Source organism: Bacterioplanoides pacificum, assembly GCF_042648445.1.
GTDB classification, from domain to species: Bacteria; Pseudomonadota; Gammaproteobacteria; order Pseudomonadales; family Oceanobacteraceae; genus Bacterioplanoides; species Bacterioplanoides pacificum.
In genome coordinates this window covers 529540-545611 of sequence record NZ_JBHRYB010000005.1, presented here as the reverse complement: position 1 = coordinate 545611, position 16072 = coordinate 529540, and the positions used below count along the sequence as shown (strand labels likewise).

Annotated in this window: 18 protein-coding genes; 4 read left to right on the top strand and 14 right to left on the bottom strand. The window is 51.7% G+C overall.

Annotated elements, in window-relative coordinates:
- Nucleotides 1–6 precede the first annotated feature (6 nt).
- Entirely contained in the window at nt 7–873 is an 867-nt protein-coding gene (fghA, locus tag ACFOMG_RS07110) for an S-formylglutathione hydrolase (RefSeq protein WP_376865677.1), read from the bottom strand.
- A gap of 72 nt (nt 874–945) precedes the next feature.
- Complete coding sequence (locus ACFOMG_RS07105; protein ID WP_376866207.1) at nt 946–2070, bottom strand: S-(hydroxymethyl)glutathione dehydrogenase/class III alcohol dehydrogenase; 1125 nt, start codon at nt 2068–2070, stop codon at nt 946–948.
- 104 nt (nt 2071–2174) lie between these two features.
- Between ACFOMG_RS07105 and ACFOMG_RS07100 the strand changes: the two genes are divergently transcribed.
- On the top strand, nt 2175–3068 hold the full coding sequence (locus ACFOMG_RS07100) for a LysR family transcriptional regulator (protein ID WP_376865676.1): 894 nt from the start codon (nt 2175–2177) through the stop codon (nt 3066–3068).
- Between the two features lie 6 nt (nt 3069–3074).
- Here ACFOMG_RS07100 and cyoE read toward each other — a convergent pair whose 3' ends face one another.
- Genes cyoE through ACFOMG_RS07080 form a run of 4 tightly spaced genes read right to left on the bottom strand, consistent with a single transcriptional unit; the run spans nt 3075 to nt 6375 of the window.
- Nucleotides 3075–3974: a heme o synthase gene (gene cyoE / locus ACFOMG_RS07095; RefSeq protein WP_376865674.1), complete on the bottom strand. Its 900-nt coding sequence runs from the start codon at nt 3972–3974 to the stop codon at nt 3075–3077.
- Nucleotides 3964–5028, bottom strand: a complete 1065-nt coding sequence (locus ACFOMG_RS07090; RefSeq protein ID WP_376865673.1) for a COX15/CtaA family protein — start codon at nt 5026–5028, stop codon at nt 3964–3966. Before ACFOMG_RS07090 ends, cyoE begins: the two co-directional genes overlap by 11 nt.
- A complete protein-coding gene (locus tag ACFOMG_RS07085; RefSeq protein ID WP_376865672.1) occupies nt 5021–5605 on the bottom strand; it encodes a hypothetical protein in 585 nt (194 codons plus the stop codon). Before ACFOMG_RS07085 ends, ACFOMG_RS07090 begins: the two co-directional genes overlap by 8 nt.
- A 17-nt stretch (nt 5606–5622) precedes the next feature.
- Nucleotides 5623–6375 carry an SURF1 family protein gene (locus tag ACFOMG_RS07080; RefSeq protein ID WP_376865671.1) on the bottom strand — a complete coding sequence of 251 codons (753 nt, stop codon included), beginning with the start codon at nt 6373–6375 and terminating at the stop codon, nt 5623–5625.
- Between the two features lie 14 nt (nt 6376–6389).
- Between ACFOMG_RS07080 and ACFOMG_RS07075 the strand changes: the two genes are divergently transcribed.
- Nucleotides 6390–6575 carry a DUF2909 family protein gene (locus ACFOMG_RS07075; RefSeq protein WP_376865670.1) on the top strand — a complete coding sequence of 62 codons (186 nt, stop codon included), beginning with the start codon at nt 6390–6392 and terminating at the stop codon, nt 6573–6575.
- On the opposite strand, the gene ACFOMG_RS07070 is transcribed toward ACFOMG_RS07075, so the two are convergent.
- The 5 genes from ACFOMG_RS07070 to ACFOMG_RS07050 all read right to left on the bottom strand — a co-directional run bounded on the left by ACFOMG_RS07070 (nt 6563) and on the right by ACFOMG_RS07050 (nt 11295).
- Entirely contained in the window at nt 6563–7420 is an 858-nt protein-coding gene (locus tag ACFOMG_RS07070) for a cytochrome c oxidase subunit 3 (protein WP_376865669.1), read from the bottom strand. The genes ACFOMG_RS07075 and ACFOMG_RS07070 overlap by 13 nt on opposite strands.
- 1 nt (nt 7421) lies before the next feature.
- Nucleotides 7422–7985, bottom strand: coding sequence for a cytochrome c oxidase assembly protein (locus ACFOMG_RS07065; RefSeq protein ID WP_376865668.1), 564 nt, complete (start codon nt 7983–7985; stop codon nt 7422–7424).
- A gap of 4 nt (nt 7986–7989) precedes the next feature.
- The gene (gene ctaD, locus ACFOMG_RS07060) at nt 7990–9588 is read right to left on the bottom strand and encodes a cytochrome c oxidase subunit I (RefSeq protein WP_376865667.1); all 1599 of its coding nucleotides are present in this window, start codon (nt 9586–9588) and stop codon (nt 7990–7992) included.
- Entirely contained in the window at nt 9578–10702 is a 1125-nt protein-coding gene (coxB, locus tag ACFOMG_RS07055) for a cytochrome c oxidase subunit II (protein ID WP_376865666.1), read from the bottom strand. Before coxB ends, ctaD begins: the two co-directional genes overlap by 11 nt.
- A gap of 332 nt (nt 10703–11034) precedes the next feature.
- On the bottom strand, nt 11035–11295 hold the full coding sequence (locus ACFOMG_RS07050; protein ID WP_376865664.1) for a hypothetical protein: 261 nt from the start codon (nt 11293–11295) through the stop codon (nt 11035–11037).
- A 366-nt stretch (nt 11296–11661) separates the two neighbouring features.
- Here ACFOMG_RS07050 and ACFOMG_RS07045 point away from each other — a divergent pair, with 366 nt between their 5' ends.
- Nucleotides 11662–11853 carry a hypothetical protein gene (locus tag ACFOMG_RS07045; RefSeq protein ID WP_376865662.1) on the top strand — a complete coding sequence of 64 codons (192 nt, stop codon included), beginning with the start codon at nt 11662–11664 and terminating at the stop codon, nt 11851–11853.
- A gap of 17 nt (nt 11854–11870) precedes the next feature.
- On the opposite strand, the gene ACFOMG_RS07040 is transcribed toward ACFOMG_RS07045, so the two are convergent.
- The 3 genes from ACFOMG_RS07040 to ACFOMG_RS07030 form a co-directional block, all read right to left on the bottom strand.
- Nucleotides 11871–12113, bottom strand: a complete 243-nt coding sequence (locus tag ACFOMG_RS07040; RefSeq protein ID WP_376865661.1) for a hypothetical protein — start codon at nt 12111–12113, stop codon at nt 11871–11873.
- 138 nt (nt 12114–12251) lie between these two features.
- Nucleotides 12252–12974 carry a Bax inhibitor-1/YccA family protein gene (locus ACFOMG_RS07035; protein ID WP_376865660.1) on the bottom strand — a complete coding sequence of 241 codons (723 nt, stop codon included), beginning with the start codon at nt 12972–12974 and terminating at the stop codon, nt 12252–12254.
- A 102-nt stretch (nt 12975–13076) separates the two neighbouring features.
- Complete coding sequence (locus ACFOMG_RS07030; RefSeq protein ID WP_376865659.1) at nt 13077–14192, bottom strand: putative solute-binding protein; 1116 nt, start codon at nt 14190–14192, stop codon at nt 13077–13079.
- Nucleotides 14193–14387: 195 nt separating this feature from the next.
- On the opposite strand from ACFOMG_RS07030, the gene ACFOMG_RS07025 reads away from it, so the two are divergent.
- Nucleotides 14388–16049 carry an AMP-binding protein gene (locus ACFOMG_RS07025; RefSeq protein WP_376865657.1) on the top strand — a complete coding sequence of 554 codons (1662 nt, stop codon included), beginning with the start codon at nt 14388–14390 and terminating at the stop codon, nt 16047–16049.
- The last annotated feature ends 23 nt before the right edge of the window (nt 16050–16072 follow it).

Below are 16072 nucleotides of genomic sequence, written 5' to 3'. Positions count from 1 at the left end.
TTCAGGTTATCGCAGATACTGCGCATGGAAGCGCAACTGCTGGGCGATAAACGATGCGATAAAATAATAACTGTGATCGTAACCGTCGTGTTGCTGCAAAGTCAGCGGATAGTTCACTTTTTCGGCAGCACGCTGCAGCGCTTCCGGCTTCAGCTGTTCGGTTAAAAAGTTATCCGCCAGCCCCTGATCGACCCACAATGGCGGGTAACCACTGGCATCCTCAATGGCTGACATCAGTTCACAGCTGTCATACGCTTTCCAGTCATCGCGGTTATTGCCGAGATAATGACTGAAGGCTTTTTCACCCCAGGGACAATTCATCGGATTACTGATCGGGCTGAACGCGGATACCGAGGTATAGTGTTGCGCATTTTTTAAGCCGATGGTTATCGCACCATGGCCACCCATCGAATGCCCCATAAGCGCTTTTTTATCGCTGACCGGAAAATGGCTGGCGATCAGCTGTGGTAATTCCGATACCACATAACTGTACATATGGTAGTGATCATTCCACGGTGGCTGTGTGGCATCGACATAAAAGCCAGCCCCCTGCCCCAGATCGTAGCTGTCGTCATCGGCTATCGGATTACCAGCGTTGTCCAAACCATCACTTCCACGTGGACTGGTGTCCGGCGCAACAATCGCCAGTCCCAGCTCAGCCGCCAGCTGATGTGCCCCGGCTTTTTGCATAAAGTTTTCGTCGCTGCAGGTTAATCCCGACAACCAATACACCACCGGCACCGGACCATCGTTTGCTTGCGGCGGCAGGAAAATCGCAAAACGCATATCACAGCCCAGCGTCCGGGAAACATGACGGTATTGTTTATGCCAGCCAGCAAAACTTTTATTCTGGGCAATTAATTCCAGGCTCATAAGGCCTCCTGTGTTTATCCAAGGATCCAGAAGTTGACAAGGTGTGCCCGGGATTACCCGGGCACACGTGGCTCAGAAATGAATCACGCTGCGGATGCTTTTGCCTTCATGCATCAGATCGAATGCCTCGTTGATGGCATCAAGTTCCATGGTATGAGTAATAAAATCGCTCAGTTTAAATTCACCGGCCAGGTAACGCTCAACGTAATCCGGTAATTCACTGCGGCCTTTAACGCCACCAAATGCGGTACCACGCCATACCCGCCCGGTCACCAGCTGGAATGGCCGGGTGGAAATTTCCTGGCCGGCACCAGCAACACCAATAATCACCGATTCGCCCCAACCTTTATGGCAACATTCCAGCGCACTGCGCATCACATCGACATTACCAATACATTCAAACGAATAATCCACACCACCATCGGTCAGCTCAACAATCACTTCCTGAATCGGCTTGTCATAGTCTTTGGGATTAATGCAATCGGTGGCTCCCAGCTGTTTTGCCAGCTCAAACTTACTGTCATTAATATCGATGGCGATAATACGCCCGGCTTTAGCCATAGCGGCACCAATCACCGCACTCAAACCGATGCCACCCAGACCAAAGATGGCGACGCTGTCTCCTGGTTGTACTTTGGCGGTATTCATCACCGCACCCATTCCGGTAGTGACGCCACAACCTAACAAACACACCTCTTCCAGTGGCGCTGTTTTATTTACTTTTGCCAGTGCAATTTCCGGTAATACCGTGTATTCGGAAAAGGTTGAACAACCCATATAGTGATAAATCGGCTCACCATTAATGGAGAAGCGGCTGGTGCCGTCCGGCATCAGGCCTTTACCCTGAGTTTCACGGATTTTCTGACACAGGTTGGTTTTACCCGACAGGCAGAATTTGCATTCACCACATTCCGGGGTATACAGCGGAATGACATGATCCCCCACCGCCACACTGGTGACCCCTTCACCCACGGCTTCGACAATACCGCCACCTTCGTGACCCAGGATCGCCGGGAAAATGCCTTCCGGATCATCGCCCGATAAGGTGAAAGCATCGGTATGGCACACGCCACTGGCAATAATTTTGACCCGCACCTCACCCGCTTTGGGCGGTGCAACCAGCACCTGTTCAATTTTTAACGGTTCGCCCGCAGCCCAGGCTACGGCAGCACGACAGGTAATCGCTTCAGCAGTCATCGGTTTATCCTCAGTTAATTCATCGGTTTCATTTGCCATCCTATATTGCCCTTCCGTGTGTGATAATAAGCGAAATATAAAATCACTATTACGAGAGAGTAATAATGTCCGTTATCCCCACCTGGCAGGGTATTGCTGAATTTGTTGCCGTGGTTGAAACCGGCAGCTTTACTGCCGCTGCTCAGCGCCTGCAGCTATCCACCGCTCAGATCAGCCGCCAGGTCAGTGCCCTGGAGCAACGGCTGGGCTTACCCTTGTTACATCGCACCACCCGTAAAGTCTCCGTATCGGATCAGGGAAAGCGCTATTACCAGCAATGCCGCCAGCTGCTGGATGGTTTCGAAAACGCCGAAAATGAACTGCTCGACCAGCAAACCCAGCCACGAGGTACCCTGCGCCTGACCGCGCCAATCACCTATGGCGAGCGCATTCTGATGCCCTTGCTGAACCGTTTTCTGCAGCAGTTCCCACAAATGCGCTTTGAAGTAGAACTCAGTAACGCCCGGATGGATCTGATTGATAATGGCTTCGACCTCGCCATTCGTTTAGGCAAACTGGAGGATAATCGGCTGCGCGCCCGTAAACTGGCCAGCCGTCAGGTGTATACCTGTGCCAGCCCGGCCTATATCCGTCGTTATGGCCAGCCTTACAGCTTGTCGGAACTCAGCCAGCACAACTGTTTATTAGGCACTCTGGATCACTGGCGGTTTGTCGAAAATCAACAGCCACGCACGGTTCGTGTCAGCGGCCGATTACGTTGCAACAGTGGTATTTCATTACGCGATGCGGCGTTACAAGACATGGGAATTGTGCAGCTGCCGGAAGAATATTTACTCAATCCGATTCGCCAGGGCCAGTTACAGCCCGTACTGGAGGCTTTTCGTCCGGCAGCAGAAGGAATCTGGGCGGTCTATCCGGCGAGCCGCTGGAGCTCACCAAAAACCGCACGTTTACTGGATTATCTCAGTACCAATCTGCCACAGCAGATTATTATCTGAGGTGGGTTACAAGGCGATAAAATGATCAATCAACAAAAACAGGAAACAATACAGAATATAACGAATGGAGAACCAGAACGCCCGCTGAGAAGCACGCATCAGTTTTTTCCCCTGATGCTGATATACCGCATAGTTCAGCCATAACCAGCGCAGATTCAGTACACTGATCAGCAGCAGATACACCAGTCCGGATAAACCAAACACGTAGGGCAATAAGCTGGTGGCCAGTGTTACCCAGGCATAGAGCCACACCTGTAAACGGGTAAAAGCCAGTCCGTGGGTCACCGGCAACATGGGGACCCCCGCCTGACGGTATTCTTCACAGCGATAAATCGCCAGCGCCCAGAAATGAGATGGCGTCCAGGCAAAAATAATCATCACCAGTAACAACGCATTACCATCAACGCTGCCGGAAATTGCGGTCCAGCCCAACAAAGGTGGCGCCGCACCAGCCAGACCCCCGATGGTGATATTCTGCGGCGTGGCGTGTTTCAGAAAGGCGGTATACACCAGCGCATACCCCAACAGCGCTGCTGCGGTGAGCCAGGCCGTCAGTTCGTTAATCCACTCAGCCAGTAGCCATAAACCGGTTACCGATAATAACGCAGCATACAGCGCAGCCTGCCACGGACTGATGCGGCTTTGTACCAGTGGCCGTTTGCGGGTACGGGCCATTAACCGGTCAAAGCGCTGATCAAGCAGATGATTAAAGGCCGCAGCCCCCATCGACACCAGGCCAATACCCAACAGCGCGATGATCATACGGCCGGGGTCCGGTAATTGTGGTTCAGCCAGTAACATGCCGACCAGCGCACACACCAGCATGACCAGCACGACTCTGGGCTTGCCCAGCTGCCAGTAGTCAGCAACCCCGGGGCTGAAATTCAGCGTCTGATTAATGGCCATAACCTTCCCTCCTGTGTTCCGCCGGCTGAATTTCCGTCGTCAGCTGGCGCGCCCGTTGCCGAGCCATCCCGTAAAACCCCGCATACACCAGCGTCAGTAACAATAACGCCGCAATCAGAGTGTGTAATAACGCCAGCGACACAGGCAAAGACCAGGCGATCATCACCGCTGCCACCAGCAGCTGGCAGCCATATAAGAGCAGCAAAATCCGACTGCTCTTGCGTAGCCGGCGCTCCGCTGAGCGCTGCTGGTAAGCCAGGGCCAGCAGGACAATCCCCAGCAACACGGCACCCAGGCGATGACTTAAATGAATGGCGGTACGGGCCACAGCATCCAGCTGGCCATGTAAATAGTCATGACCAATTTCCGGACTGAGGTGAAACCCCTGAGCAAAATCGGCTTGTGGCCACCACTCGCCGTTACATTGTGGCAAACCAATACAACCCACACCGGCATAATTACTCGACGTCCAGCCTCCCAGACTGATTTGTAATAACAACACCAGTAACGCCAGCCAGTACAACGGATTCACCGCCGATCCAGACTGCCTGGCAGGAGGTTGATCTGCCACAGAGCGGAGCGACAGCCGTAACCAGAAAAATAACACCAGACAGCTTAAGCCTCCCAGTAAATGAGCAGTCACCACGACCGGCCATAAACGCAGGGTGACTGTCCACATACCAAAGGCACCCTGCAAACCGATCAAGAGCGGCAAGGCAATGCCGATCAGGCGTAAGCGACGATGGCTCTGACGCAAACACAAAGCGGCACACACCAGCGCTAAAACCCCTAACAGGCCAGCGGCATAACGATGAATCATCTCCATCCAGGCTTTGATGGGTTCCAGCGGTTGCGAGGACACCAGTGCCGCCTGTTCCGCAGACGGCACCGCCAGCCGGCCGTAACACCCCGGCCAGTCAGGGCACCCCAGTCCGGCATCTAATAAGCGGGTGGCAACCCCCAGCAGCAGTACACATAAGGTTAATAACACTGCCAGCCCCGAAAACCGGATTAAATAATCCGATGGCTCGCGGCGGTAGCAATAATCAGTCATGAGAATCCTCCGCGCGGCTGGTTATTTGTGCCTGCCACTGTGGCAGGGCCGGATTGCGTTTTAACAAGTGACGCAGATCGTCAAAAACATCACTAATATCGACCTGACCACCATAACTGACGACCACCTGCCCTTGCGGATCAGCCAGCCAGATCATGTAATCGCCGAGCTGACTGCCATTCACGGAAGCCGGCAACAATGCCACCTGCTCGCCGCGAAACTGACCGGCTACCGGATCCTCACGGTTTTCAGCCAACAAAAACCAGCGCTGAACCCGCCCCGCATCGCGCCCCAGGGCACGATGCAAACGCCACATTTCATCACGCAACTGACAATCAGGAACGTCCGGCTGGCAGCGGAAAATCAGATACCAGTGGCCGGCGGGATGGGTGTATATCGGCGTTAACAGTGGCCAGTCACGGATATTACTGATCAGCGGCAGGACATCACCATGAGCAACGTTGTCTTCCGGCAGGCCCACCTTCCATACCCACATTGACCAGGCCAGCGGTACAGGCAAAAACAGTACAGTCAGTAACAACACAAGCTTAATTTTATCGCGCGCTAATATTTGCATTAAGACCCCCGTAAGCGTTATTCCCTGGCCGCCGTCGTCATTGCTTTACGTCCGGCAACAGCGAAGCCCAGTGCCAGAAACGCCAGCAACATCCATTGCAGGCTGTAACCCAGATGACGTTCAACACTGATCTGCATGGGTTGCCACCAGACCTGCCTTGCCCCCAAGCCCTGACTGTCGACCTGTAAATGCAACACCCCGGCAAATCCCTCACTGGCCCGCGGCCAGAATTTCAGGTCCAGCGTCTGAATCCGCTGATTATGTAACGCATCGTCTAATACGAATGCTACATCCTCATTTTCCAGTGGTTGCCAGACTGCGGTTACCACCTGTAAGTCGATGTCTCCCGGTGCCGGAAACGGTGGATTTTTCCGGCTGCCGGCGGTGGCAACAAAACCACGATCAACCAGCCACCAGCGGCCGTTGACATCGATCAGCGGGGTTAATAATGCAACACCCACCTGACCTGCCAGAATACGGTTATCGAGCCATAAGCTGTGCTGTTCCTCAAACACACCACTGATGGTAACTTGCGCTAACGCCGGCGGTTGCGTGACCGGATTAAACAAAGACACGGCCCGCTGTTCAGCCTGCTGAATCGCCTTTTTTTCCTGTGCCCGTTGCCATTGCCACTGGCTTAACAACAGGCCTATGGCGAACAGTGCCAGCCAGAATCCCCACCAGACAATCACCCGCCAGCTGACACCAGCGCGATAACGCTGGAAAATTTGCCGCTGAGCTGCTTTAGTTCTGAACACACTGGTTGCCATGGAATGACGCCCCGATGAAAATTCTGATTATTCTGACTTTTACCCTGATGGCACTGAGCTTAATGGCCGGAGCGGGATTTCTGCTGAAGGATGACTCTACGTCAGTACGTTTATTACGCTCCCTGACCTTACGGGTCAGCCTCGCCATTGTGTTGATCAGTGAACTGATCATCTGGTTTTTCTGGTTTCAGACAACATAAACAAAAATAAACAGGCCAAGCCAAACCACATCAACAAAATGCCAGTACCAGGCTGCGGCCTCAAAACCAAAGTGTTGTGCTGCTGAGAAATGACGGCGTAATAATCGAATAAAAATCACCAGCAGTGTCAGCGCACCAATCGTGACATGCAAACCATGGAAGCCCGTCAGTAAAAAAAACGTACCGCCATATACACCAGCCTGTAAGGTCAGGCCCAGCTTCTGATACGCTTCAACGTACTCAACGCCCTGAATCACCAGAAAGGAAAATCCCAGTAATAACGTGACCGCCAGCCAGCCCTGTGAAGCAGACAGTTTATTCTTTTTCAGCGCATGATGAGATAACGTCAGCGTGACGCTGGAGCTGACCAGCAACAGGGTATTAATCAATGGCAAGTGCCAGGGGTCTATCACGGCAACCGGGCCGTTAATATTATCTCCCGGTGGATTCAGCAACGGCCAGGAGGCAACAAATTCCGGCCATAATAACGCACTGATACCTTTTGCTCCCTCGCCATCAAGCCAGGGGAGCGCAAACATTCTGATGTAAAACAGTGCTCCGAAAAATGCCGAAAAAAACATAATTTCTGAAAAAATAAACCACGCCATCCCCTGTCGGAATGAACGATCCATCTGCTGATCGTACAGCCCTGCCATAGACTCCCGGGCAACATCCCGGAACCAGAAAAACATCACCAGCAGAATGCCGGCCAGGCCTGCGAACATCAGAGGTGCGCCGCTGCCAAATGACAAAGATGCAGCCGCTCCTACAGCAAACAAAGCAATCACCAGCACAGCAAATACCGGCCAGCGGCTGGATTCAGGCACGTAATAATGACCACTCATATCATCCTCCTACTGCCATATCGGCTTCCGGGCTGACCGGAAATAAAGTATAAGCCAGCGTCAGCGATGCAATATCAGCCGGAAACGCTGCTGACAAAAAATACACCAGTGGTACATCCTTCACCTCTCCCGCCGCCAGCATCATTTCCTGAAAACAGAAACATTCTATTTTTAATAAATGCTGGCTCGCCTGTGCAGGGCTGACGCTCGGTACCGCCCGTACCCGCTGCGGTTTATTACTGAGATTACGGAAGCGAAACATCACCTGGTATTTACCGCCCGGCGCCGCCTGCTGCTGCGGCTGCAATGAGCTGAAACTGACAGCCAGACCGTTACCGGCATGGGTCACGAAGGACACCTGTTTCGTTTCACCCTGGCCATGCATCAGCACGGGTATTTCACTGGCGCGGGTGAGAGCGGAGTTACGGCCATTAAGACCGGTGATATCGCAAAAAACCTGATACAAAGGCACTAGGGACACCGTAAACAACACCATCCCCAGCAATACCCAGACTAAGCGCACAACGGTTTTACGGACATTGAGCTGTTGGCTGTGAGTAGGCATCACATTACTCCCGTGACGGTGAGTCGCGCTCAGGGATAAACTCAGGCGGTTCAGAAAAAGTGTGCAGCGGCGCCGGACTGGGTACCGTCCACTCCAGACCTTCGGCTCCCTCCCAGGGTTTAGCCCCGGCAGGTTTGCCACCACGAATACACACGATCACCACCAGCAGTAATAACAATTGGGAAATACCGAACAAAAAGCCGCCCAGTGAAGACACCACATTAAAATCGGCGAACTGCAGAGCGTAATCAGGAATACGTCTGGGCATGCCTGCCAGGCCGGAAAAATGCATCGGGAAAAAGGTCAGATTCACACCAACAACCGACAACCAGAAATGCCATTTCCCCAGCGTTTCATTAGGATAAAAACCGGTCCATTTCGGTAACCAGTAATAGATGGCTGCAATAATGGCAAACACAGCACCTGGCACCAGCACATAATGAAAATGAGCCACCACAAAATAGGTATCATGGTACTGAAAATCCGCAGGCACAATCGCCAGCATCACCCCTGACAAGCCACCAATGGTAAATTGCACAATAAAAGCCAGAGCAAATAACATGGGTAATTCAAACGACACCGAGCCACGAAACAGAGTTGCAACCCAGTTAAACACTTTCACCCCGGTTGGTACCGCAATCAGCATAGTGGCGTACATAAAGAACAATTGAGCCGGTAACGGCAACCCAACCGTAAACATATGATGGGCCCAAACCATAAACGACATAATCGCAATGGATGCGGTGGCATACACCATGGAGCGATAACCAAACAGACGTTTACGGGCAAACGTTGGAACAATCAGAGAAACAATACCAAACGCCGGTAAAATCATGATGTACACTTCCGGGTGCCCGAAAAACCAGAACAGGTGCTGAAACAATACCGGGTCACCACCACCAGCGGCGTTAAAAAAGCTGGTGCCAAAATTAATATCCAGCAACATCATAGTCACCACACCGGCCAATACCGGCATCACGGCTATCAGCAAAAATGCGGTAATCAGCCAGGTCCAGACAAACAGTGACATATCCATCAGGCGCATACCCGGGGTACGCATATTGAGAATGGTCGCGATGATATTAATTGCACCTAAAATTGAACTGATACCGGCGATATGAATCGACAGGATAAAGAAATTCGTTGATGGTGGCGCGTAGGTGGTGGACAACGGTGCATAAAAAGTCCAGCCGAAATTCGGCCCGCCCCCTTCCATCAACAAGGTCGACAGCAACATAGTAAATGCAACCGGCAACAACCAGAAACTGAAATTATTAAGGCGTGGCAATGCCATATCCGGTGCGCCGATCTGCAGCGGAATCATCCAGTTAGCCAAGCCGACAAACGCCGGCATCACTGCGCCGAAGACCATGATCAGTCCATGCATGGTGGTCATCTGATTAAAAAACTCAGGCTCGACAAATTGCAACCCGGGCTGAAATAACTCAGTCCGGATAACCAGCGCCATAAATCCACCAACAAATAACATGGCGCAGGAGAAAATCAGATAGAGACTGCCGATCTCTTTGTGATTGGTGGTAACCAGCCAGCGACTCCAGTGAGAGGATGGCGCCGCTTGAGCTGTCGTTGTGCTAGCCGTCATGACGTGTCTCCTCCGATTGATTGCCGGCCTGCTGGCCGGTGCTGACGCCCTCACCTTCGAGCCGCTGACGAATATCTGCGGGCTGAATCAAATCACCGGTATCATTCCCCCAGGCATTACGTTCATAGGTGATCACCGCAGCCAGATCGGCGGCCGAAAGAACATCACCAAACGCCGACATAGCCGTACCGGCTTTGCCGTACAATACAGTATCGATATGGTTATCCAGCTGCTCTGCCAGGGTTGCTACCGGACTGCCAGCCAGTGCCGGAAACGCAGGAGGAATACCACCACCACCCGCCTGATGACATGCAACACAATAGGTAGTGTAAACACTGGCGCCACGCTCCATCAGCTGTTCAGCCGTCCAGGCCTTGTTACTGCTGGCCAGTTCCTGCTGTTGTTGCTGCTGCTTACCCTGCAGCCAGCGTTGATAAGCCTCTTGCGGTACTGCCCGTACTTCAATCGGCATAAAGCCGTGGTTTTTACCGCATAATTCAGCACACTGACCGCGATAAATACCCGGTTCATCAATTCTCGCCCAGGACTCATTAATAAACCCCGGCACGGCATCCTTTTTAACCGCCAGTTCAGGCACCCACCAGGCATGGATGACGTCCGCAGAGGTCAGTAAAAAGCGGATTTTTTTACCAACAGGGACAACCAGAGGTTCATCCACCTGCAGCAGATAGTGTGGGTTTTTATCATCCTGATTACGGATTTCCGTTTCCGGAGTGGCGAGGTTTGAAAAATAACTGACGCCGCTGTCCATGTATTCGTAACGCCAGCGCCACTGGTAACCGGTAATCAGAATATCCAGGTCAGCCGCACTGGGATCGTAGATTTTCTTCAGCGTGGCCGTGGCCGGGATGGCCATAACAATCAGAATAACGACAGGAATCGCGGTCCAGAGGATTTCGACCAGGGTACTTTCGTGGAAATTCGCCGCTCTGGCGCCTTTTGACTTACGGTAACGGATCAGCGACCAGAACATTACGCCAAAAACCACGATGGCGATCGCCAGGCAAATCCAGAAGATAACCATATGCAGGGAAAACACTTCCCGGCTGATTTCGGTGACGCCCAGAGGCAGATTCCATTGCTGCTGTGCCATGCGGACTCCTTCAGCAATAAGTGACTGAAATGCCAAACCTTTCACTTGTTTCAGTAAAGGCCCGGATGTTCCGGCACTCAACTGGGCTGTTTGAGCCAGTCCGGTGATATAGATCTAAAAACTGGAGAGATGCTTATCTCTTATAATGAAACGATTGTCATGATGTCTCGTTCCGGAAGAAAAATAGCTATAAAAATCAATTAGATAAAACAGAAGTAACAAGGCGGATTAAACCAGAACGGTTATAGGAATAAGAGGTATCGAACAGGGCGTTAAGACCGAAATGATCTTAGTGCCAGGCTCATGCAAAGCTGTAACCGCTCGTGGAGACCTCAGAAATCGGCAAATGAGCGTGAACGCTGACGGTAGCCATAGGTTTGATAAAAAATAATCAGGCCGGTTTTATCCACCCGGCATTTGGCGTGACCCGATTCACTGGCATCCGAGACATCAAAGAAGATATCGTAATATTCCGGCGTTTCACGGCTTGATAACTCATCCAGCGACATGCGGGCTTCGTCCGGCAGCATAAACCGGGTATAACCCCGGCAGTGAGACATAGCATCCCCCAGCGTGTCGACGTTAGCCTGCATATTGTAGTCATGTTGATTACAGCCAGTAAGCAACACAACAACCAAAGCCAAGAAGCCGATATGCAACAAGCGGAGATTCCTTATAAAACGATTCATTGTTGCCACTATAAATACCTCCTACCGGTTAGCGAAGGCCGTTTGCGTAGTCCACGGTTACATCCCGTAGGCTTTAAGTAACCATCCTGCTTCCAGCATACGGTGATCCGTCAGCGAGGGATACACTAAATGGGCAAAGCAGAAACTAAGTTGCAGAAAGACAAAAAGACCCTGACCTGACAGGCAATGCAATCTGACTGAAGCCTCACGTTTGTCAGATATGGTCTATGCTTATCAGCATATCTGACATAACCATGGAGGACACAGTCAATGACTGACACCGCACAGACGCCGGATCGGGAACTTAAAATTGCCCAGCTGGAAGATGAGATTCAGCGCATCAGCAATAAACTGAATAATGATGGTTTCGTTTGTAAAGCACCTGCAGCAACGATCGAAAAAGAGAAAATCCGCCTTGCTGATGTCGAACGGGATCTGCAACAGCTGTTAGCCCGGCAATAACCACAGAGCAAGCGCCGTCAGTCGCCCTGACGGGTGCGCTTGCGAAACACCGCAACACAGTTTGAGTCGACCAGTGAAAACATAGTGTAACGCTTGTTACCGTTGCGGATATAACTCGCGACCTCCTTTCGCCCGCCAGGATGATGAACCTTCAGCACCCGCGCCCGGCGAAATACTTCCGCTTCGTGGAAAAACTTCAGCGCCAGCTCATCGCTGGCATCCCAGGCATCCCGGTCGCGACATTCAGCGAGCAGCGGCATCGATATTCCCGTACATAGAAGTATTAGCAGCATTTTCATAACTGAGTTGTCGGCCGTAAGGCATCGTTCTTGAACAGCAAAGACAAAAAAACCCGGTATACCGCAGAGTACACCGGGTTTGATACTGCCAACCAGCAATCAGTCGTCGCCGCCCATCACACCAAAAATCTGCAACAGAGACAGAAACAGGTTGTAGATAGCCACATACAGAGTGACGGTTGCAGAAATGTAGTTGGTCTCACCACCATGCAGGATCGCACTGGTTTCATAAGCGATCAGGCCTGACATCAGCATGATGAACATGGCAGAAACCGCCAGTGATAACGCTGGCATGTTGAAGAAGTAGGCTCCCAGAGAACACACAAAAGCCACTAGGATACCAACCATCAGAGTTTTACCCCAGCCACTCAGATCTTTACCTGTGCTCAATACCCAACCAGACATTCCCATAAAGATCAGGCCGGTTGTGCCCATCGCCATGGCGATCATTTCGGTACCACCCGGCAGCTTGGCATACAGAGACAGAATCGGACCCAGAGTCATTCCCATAAAGCCAGTCAAAGCGAATACAGAGACCAGACCCATAGCGCTGTTTTTGGTTTTTTCGACCAGGAATAACAGAGCAAAATAGCCGACCAGCGTCAGCAAACCAAAATGTGGCACGTTAAAGGCCATTGATACCGCTGCCATAATACCGCTGAAAATCAGCGTCATAGACAACAGCGCATAGGTGTTGCGCAGTACTTTACGACCATCATGACTGATGATCTGATCGTTTGACGATTGTGCCGTCATTGGCTCAGCCGCGGCGTCCTGGGCTGAGCTGTGGTTCATATTAAGATAATCCGGGCGATTGCTCATTTCCTGCTCCTGTTAGGATAATTTCGCTCCCGCGATTGTAGCTGAGCATGCACGTCAGGAATACTACTAAGCCCGGGGGTTGATACTTCTTTACGAATAACGCTATTCCACCACTGCCGTGCATTCAGCAGCCTGGGGCGCCAGTTTACACCGCACTTTGCGCATCAATGTCAGCATATCGCCGTCGTAGAGCCCTTGTTTACGCAGACTCAGTCGTAAGGACTGCAACTGCGAGCGATGCCGCTGTTGCTCACTTTCCGGTACCGGCTGCCAATAGTCTGCTGGCACAGTGTTCATTTCCGCTTTAACCCGGCCGACGTAAGTATCGAATTTAAACAGAAAATCTTCGCGCAGAATTTGGGCCAGGCCGGTCGGAAATTTCTCCTGACGGCCAATCAACTGGATGGTCGATAACGACTGAGGCATATCCAGAATACGCACCGGGCCATTCAGCTGGCCGGCAATCAACGCCTGATAAATGACCGCAGGTGCCAGAATCACATCCAGCCCGCCCGCTACAAACTCACCTGCCGCCGCTACAGCACCCAGCTTAACGGCGTTAGCTGACAAGCGGTTGGCAACCTCTACCAGCGATCGTTCATCGCGGATCACACCTAACTTTTGTTGTCCCAGCGCCGCAAGACTTTGCAGCGGCTTGGGATGACGAACAAAATAGCTGTCCCCCAGATATGCCACTCCGGCCACAACATAGTCGCCCTGCTCCATTTTCCCGGCCATTTTCGGGCTGGCAATCACCTGACTGAGAATGCGGAAATGTTGCACATCCGGTACCGCACCCGGTGCTTCAAGCGTGGCGACGTAGCGGTTGAATTCGTAGGTCCGGTTGCCACGAATCAGTGCCGCGTCGCACACCCCCGACTTGAGATCAGTGATCAGCTGTTCTTCGTCAGGATAAGCGCGGATATCCAACGCCAGACCATAATGCAGCGAGCGTAGCTTCTGATCATTAACGGTCGCATAAATTGGTCCGTTGCGTCCCAAAGGGTCCCAGACACAAAAACTGCGATTAATTTTGCCGTTAACAATCTGATCTGCATGTAACTTTTTTAATGCCCTCACCCGATTTTGTAACGGTAAGTTGGCATTCATGATGCGCGCCTGCAATTTGGCCGCTTGTTCCGGACTGACCTCGCCAGCCTGAGTGGTAAAGTACACCAGCAGCAGTCCGGCCAGTAATACCCGAGTGACTGTTTCCATCGCGGAGTATCCTTTTTTTATAATTCTGTGGCTATTAAACGACCTGTTGCGCCAGGCTGCATTGACCGCAGACACCACGCAGCCGGGTCGATACTGCCAACACCCGGGCTGTTAATGACTGATTACGTTTTTTAACAGACGGACAGGAAAAGTGTCATTAATGTAACCGGCATAACAATAACAAGGAGCCATCCTATGACGACTCAGCACCTCAAGACCCCACTGGAAATGTTATACCACTGGGAAACGACTCAACCCGATGCAATTTACCTGCGGCAACCGGTGGATGGTGTATTCCATGACTACAGCTGGTACGAAACAGGACAACAAGTACGGCGCCTCGCCAGCGCACTGATCGCGCAGAATTTTGACCCCGGCAGTCATATTGCAATTTTATCGAAGAATTGTGCCGAGTGGTTTATTGCCGATCTGGCTATTATGATGGCAGGTCATATTTCCGTTCCGATTTATGCCACGGCTGGTCAGGAAACCATTCAATATGTGTTAAACCACAGTAATTGCCAGGCTATTTTTATCGGCAAACTGGATGACACCATCAACCAGTGTGATGCAATTCCTGAGCACGTAAAGCGCCTGGGTTTCCCCTACCCGAATATCGAAAAAAACAACCTGAAACTCGACTATCACTGGGCTGAATTACAGGCTCAGCCTCCTCATCCGGGTAACCCGGTACCGGCCTTAACCGATACCATGACCATTATTTACACCTCCGGCAGTACTGGTAATCCGAAAGGCGTGGTGAACACTTTTGGTTCTTATGCCTTTGCCAGTCAACAATTCGTCGACACCATGGGCTTTACGACACAGGATCGGGCACTCAGTTACCTGCCCCTGGCACACATTACCGAACGGACGGTTGTTGAAGGTTCAAGTTTTTATTGTGGCTGTGAAATAGCTTTTGTCGAAAACCTCGACACCTTTGTCGACAACCTGAAGGCCGTTTCGCCGACGCTGTTTTTATCCGTACCGCGCCTCTGGACCCGCTTCCAGATGGGAGTATTGGCTAAAATGCCACCCAAAAAACTGAATACGCTGCTGAGTATTCCGCTGATTAATAAAATCGTTGCTAAAAAAATCCGCCAGCAACTCGGACTCGACAGTGCCCGGGTATTTGGCAGCGGTTCAGCTCCGCTGTCACCGGCAACCATTCGCTGGTATCAGCGTATTGGTGTCAATATTACCGAAGCCTGGGGAATGTCGGAGACCAATGCACTGGGAACCAATTGCCACCCGTTCCGGGCCGATAAAATCGGCAGCATTGGTAAAGCCTACCCGGGAGTGGAGCTGCGCATTGCCAGCGACGGCGAAATCCAGGTACGCGGTGAGTTTCTGATGAAGGAATATTACCTGGAACCGGATAAAACCGCAGAGGTATTCACTGACGATGGTTTTCTGAAAACCGGTGACAAAGGTGAAATAGACAACGAGGGTTACGTAAAAATTACCGGCCGGTTAAAAGAAATATTTAAAACCGCCAAAGGGAAATACGTTGCTCCGGTCCCCATCGAAGCCAAATTGATGGAAAACCCACTGATCGAACAAGTGTGTGTCACCGGTACCAACCTGAAGCAGCCCATCGCACTCGTGGTGCTGGCAGAAGATGCCAAGCAGCATGATCACGAGCATATCAACAGCAGTCTGGAGCGAACACTGGAAAAAACCAACCGCTCACTGGAAAGCCATGCCGTATTGGACGGATTATTAATCGTCCAGGAAGCCTGGACACCGGATAACGGCCTACTAACTCCGACACTGAAAATCCGTCGCCATTTGCTGGAAGGCCGCTACCACGAAGAAATTGCACGACCAATATCATCCGCGATTAGCTGGTTATAACAGCGCTCAGCAACAACGACACC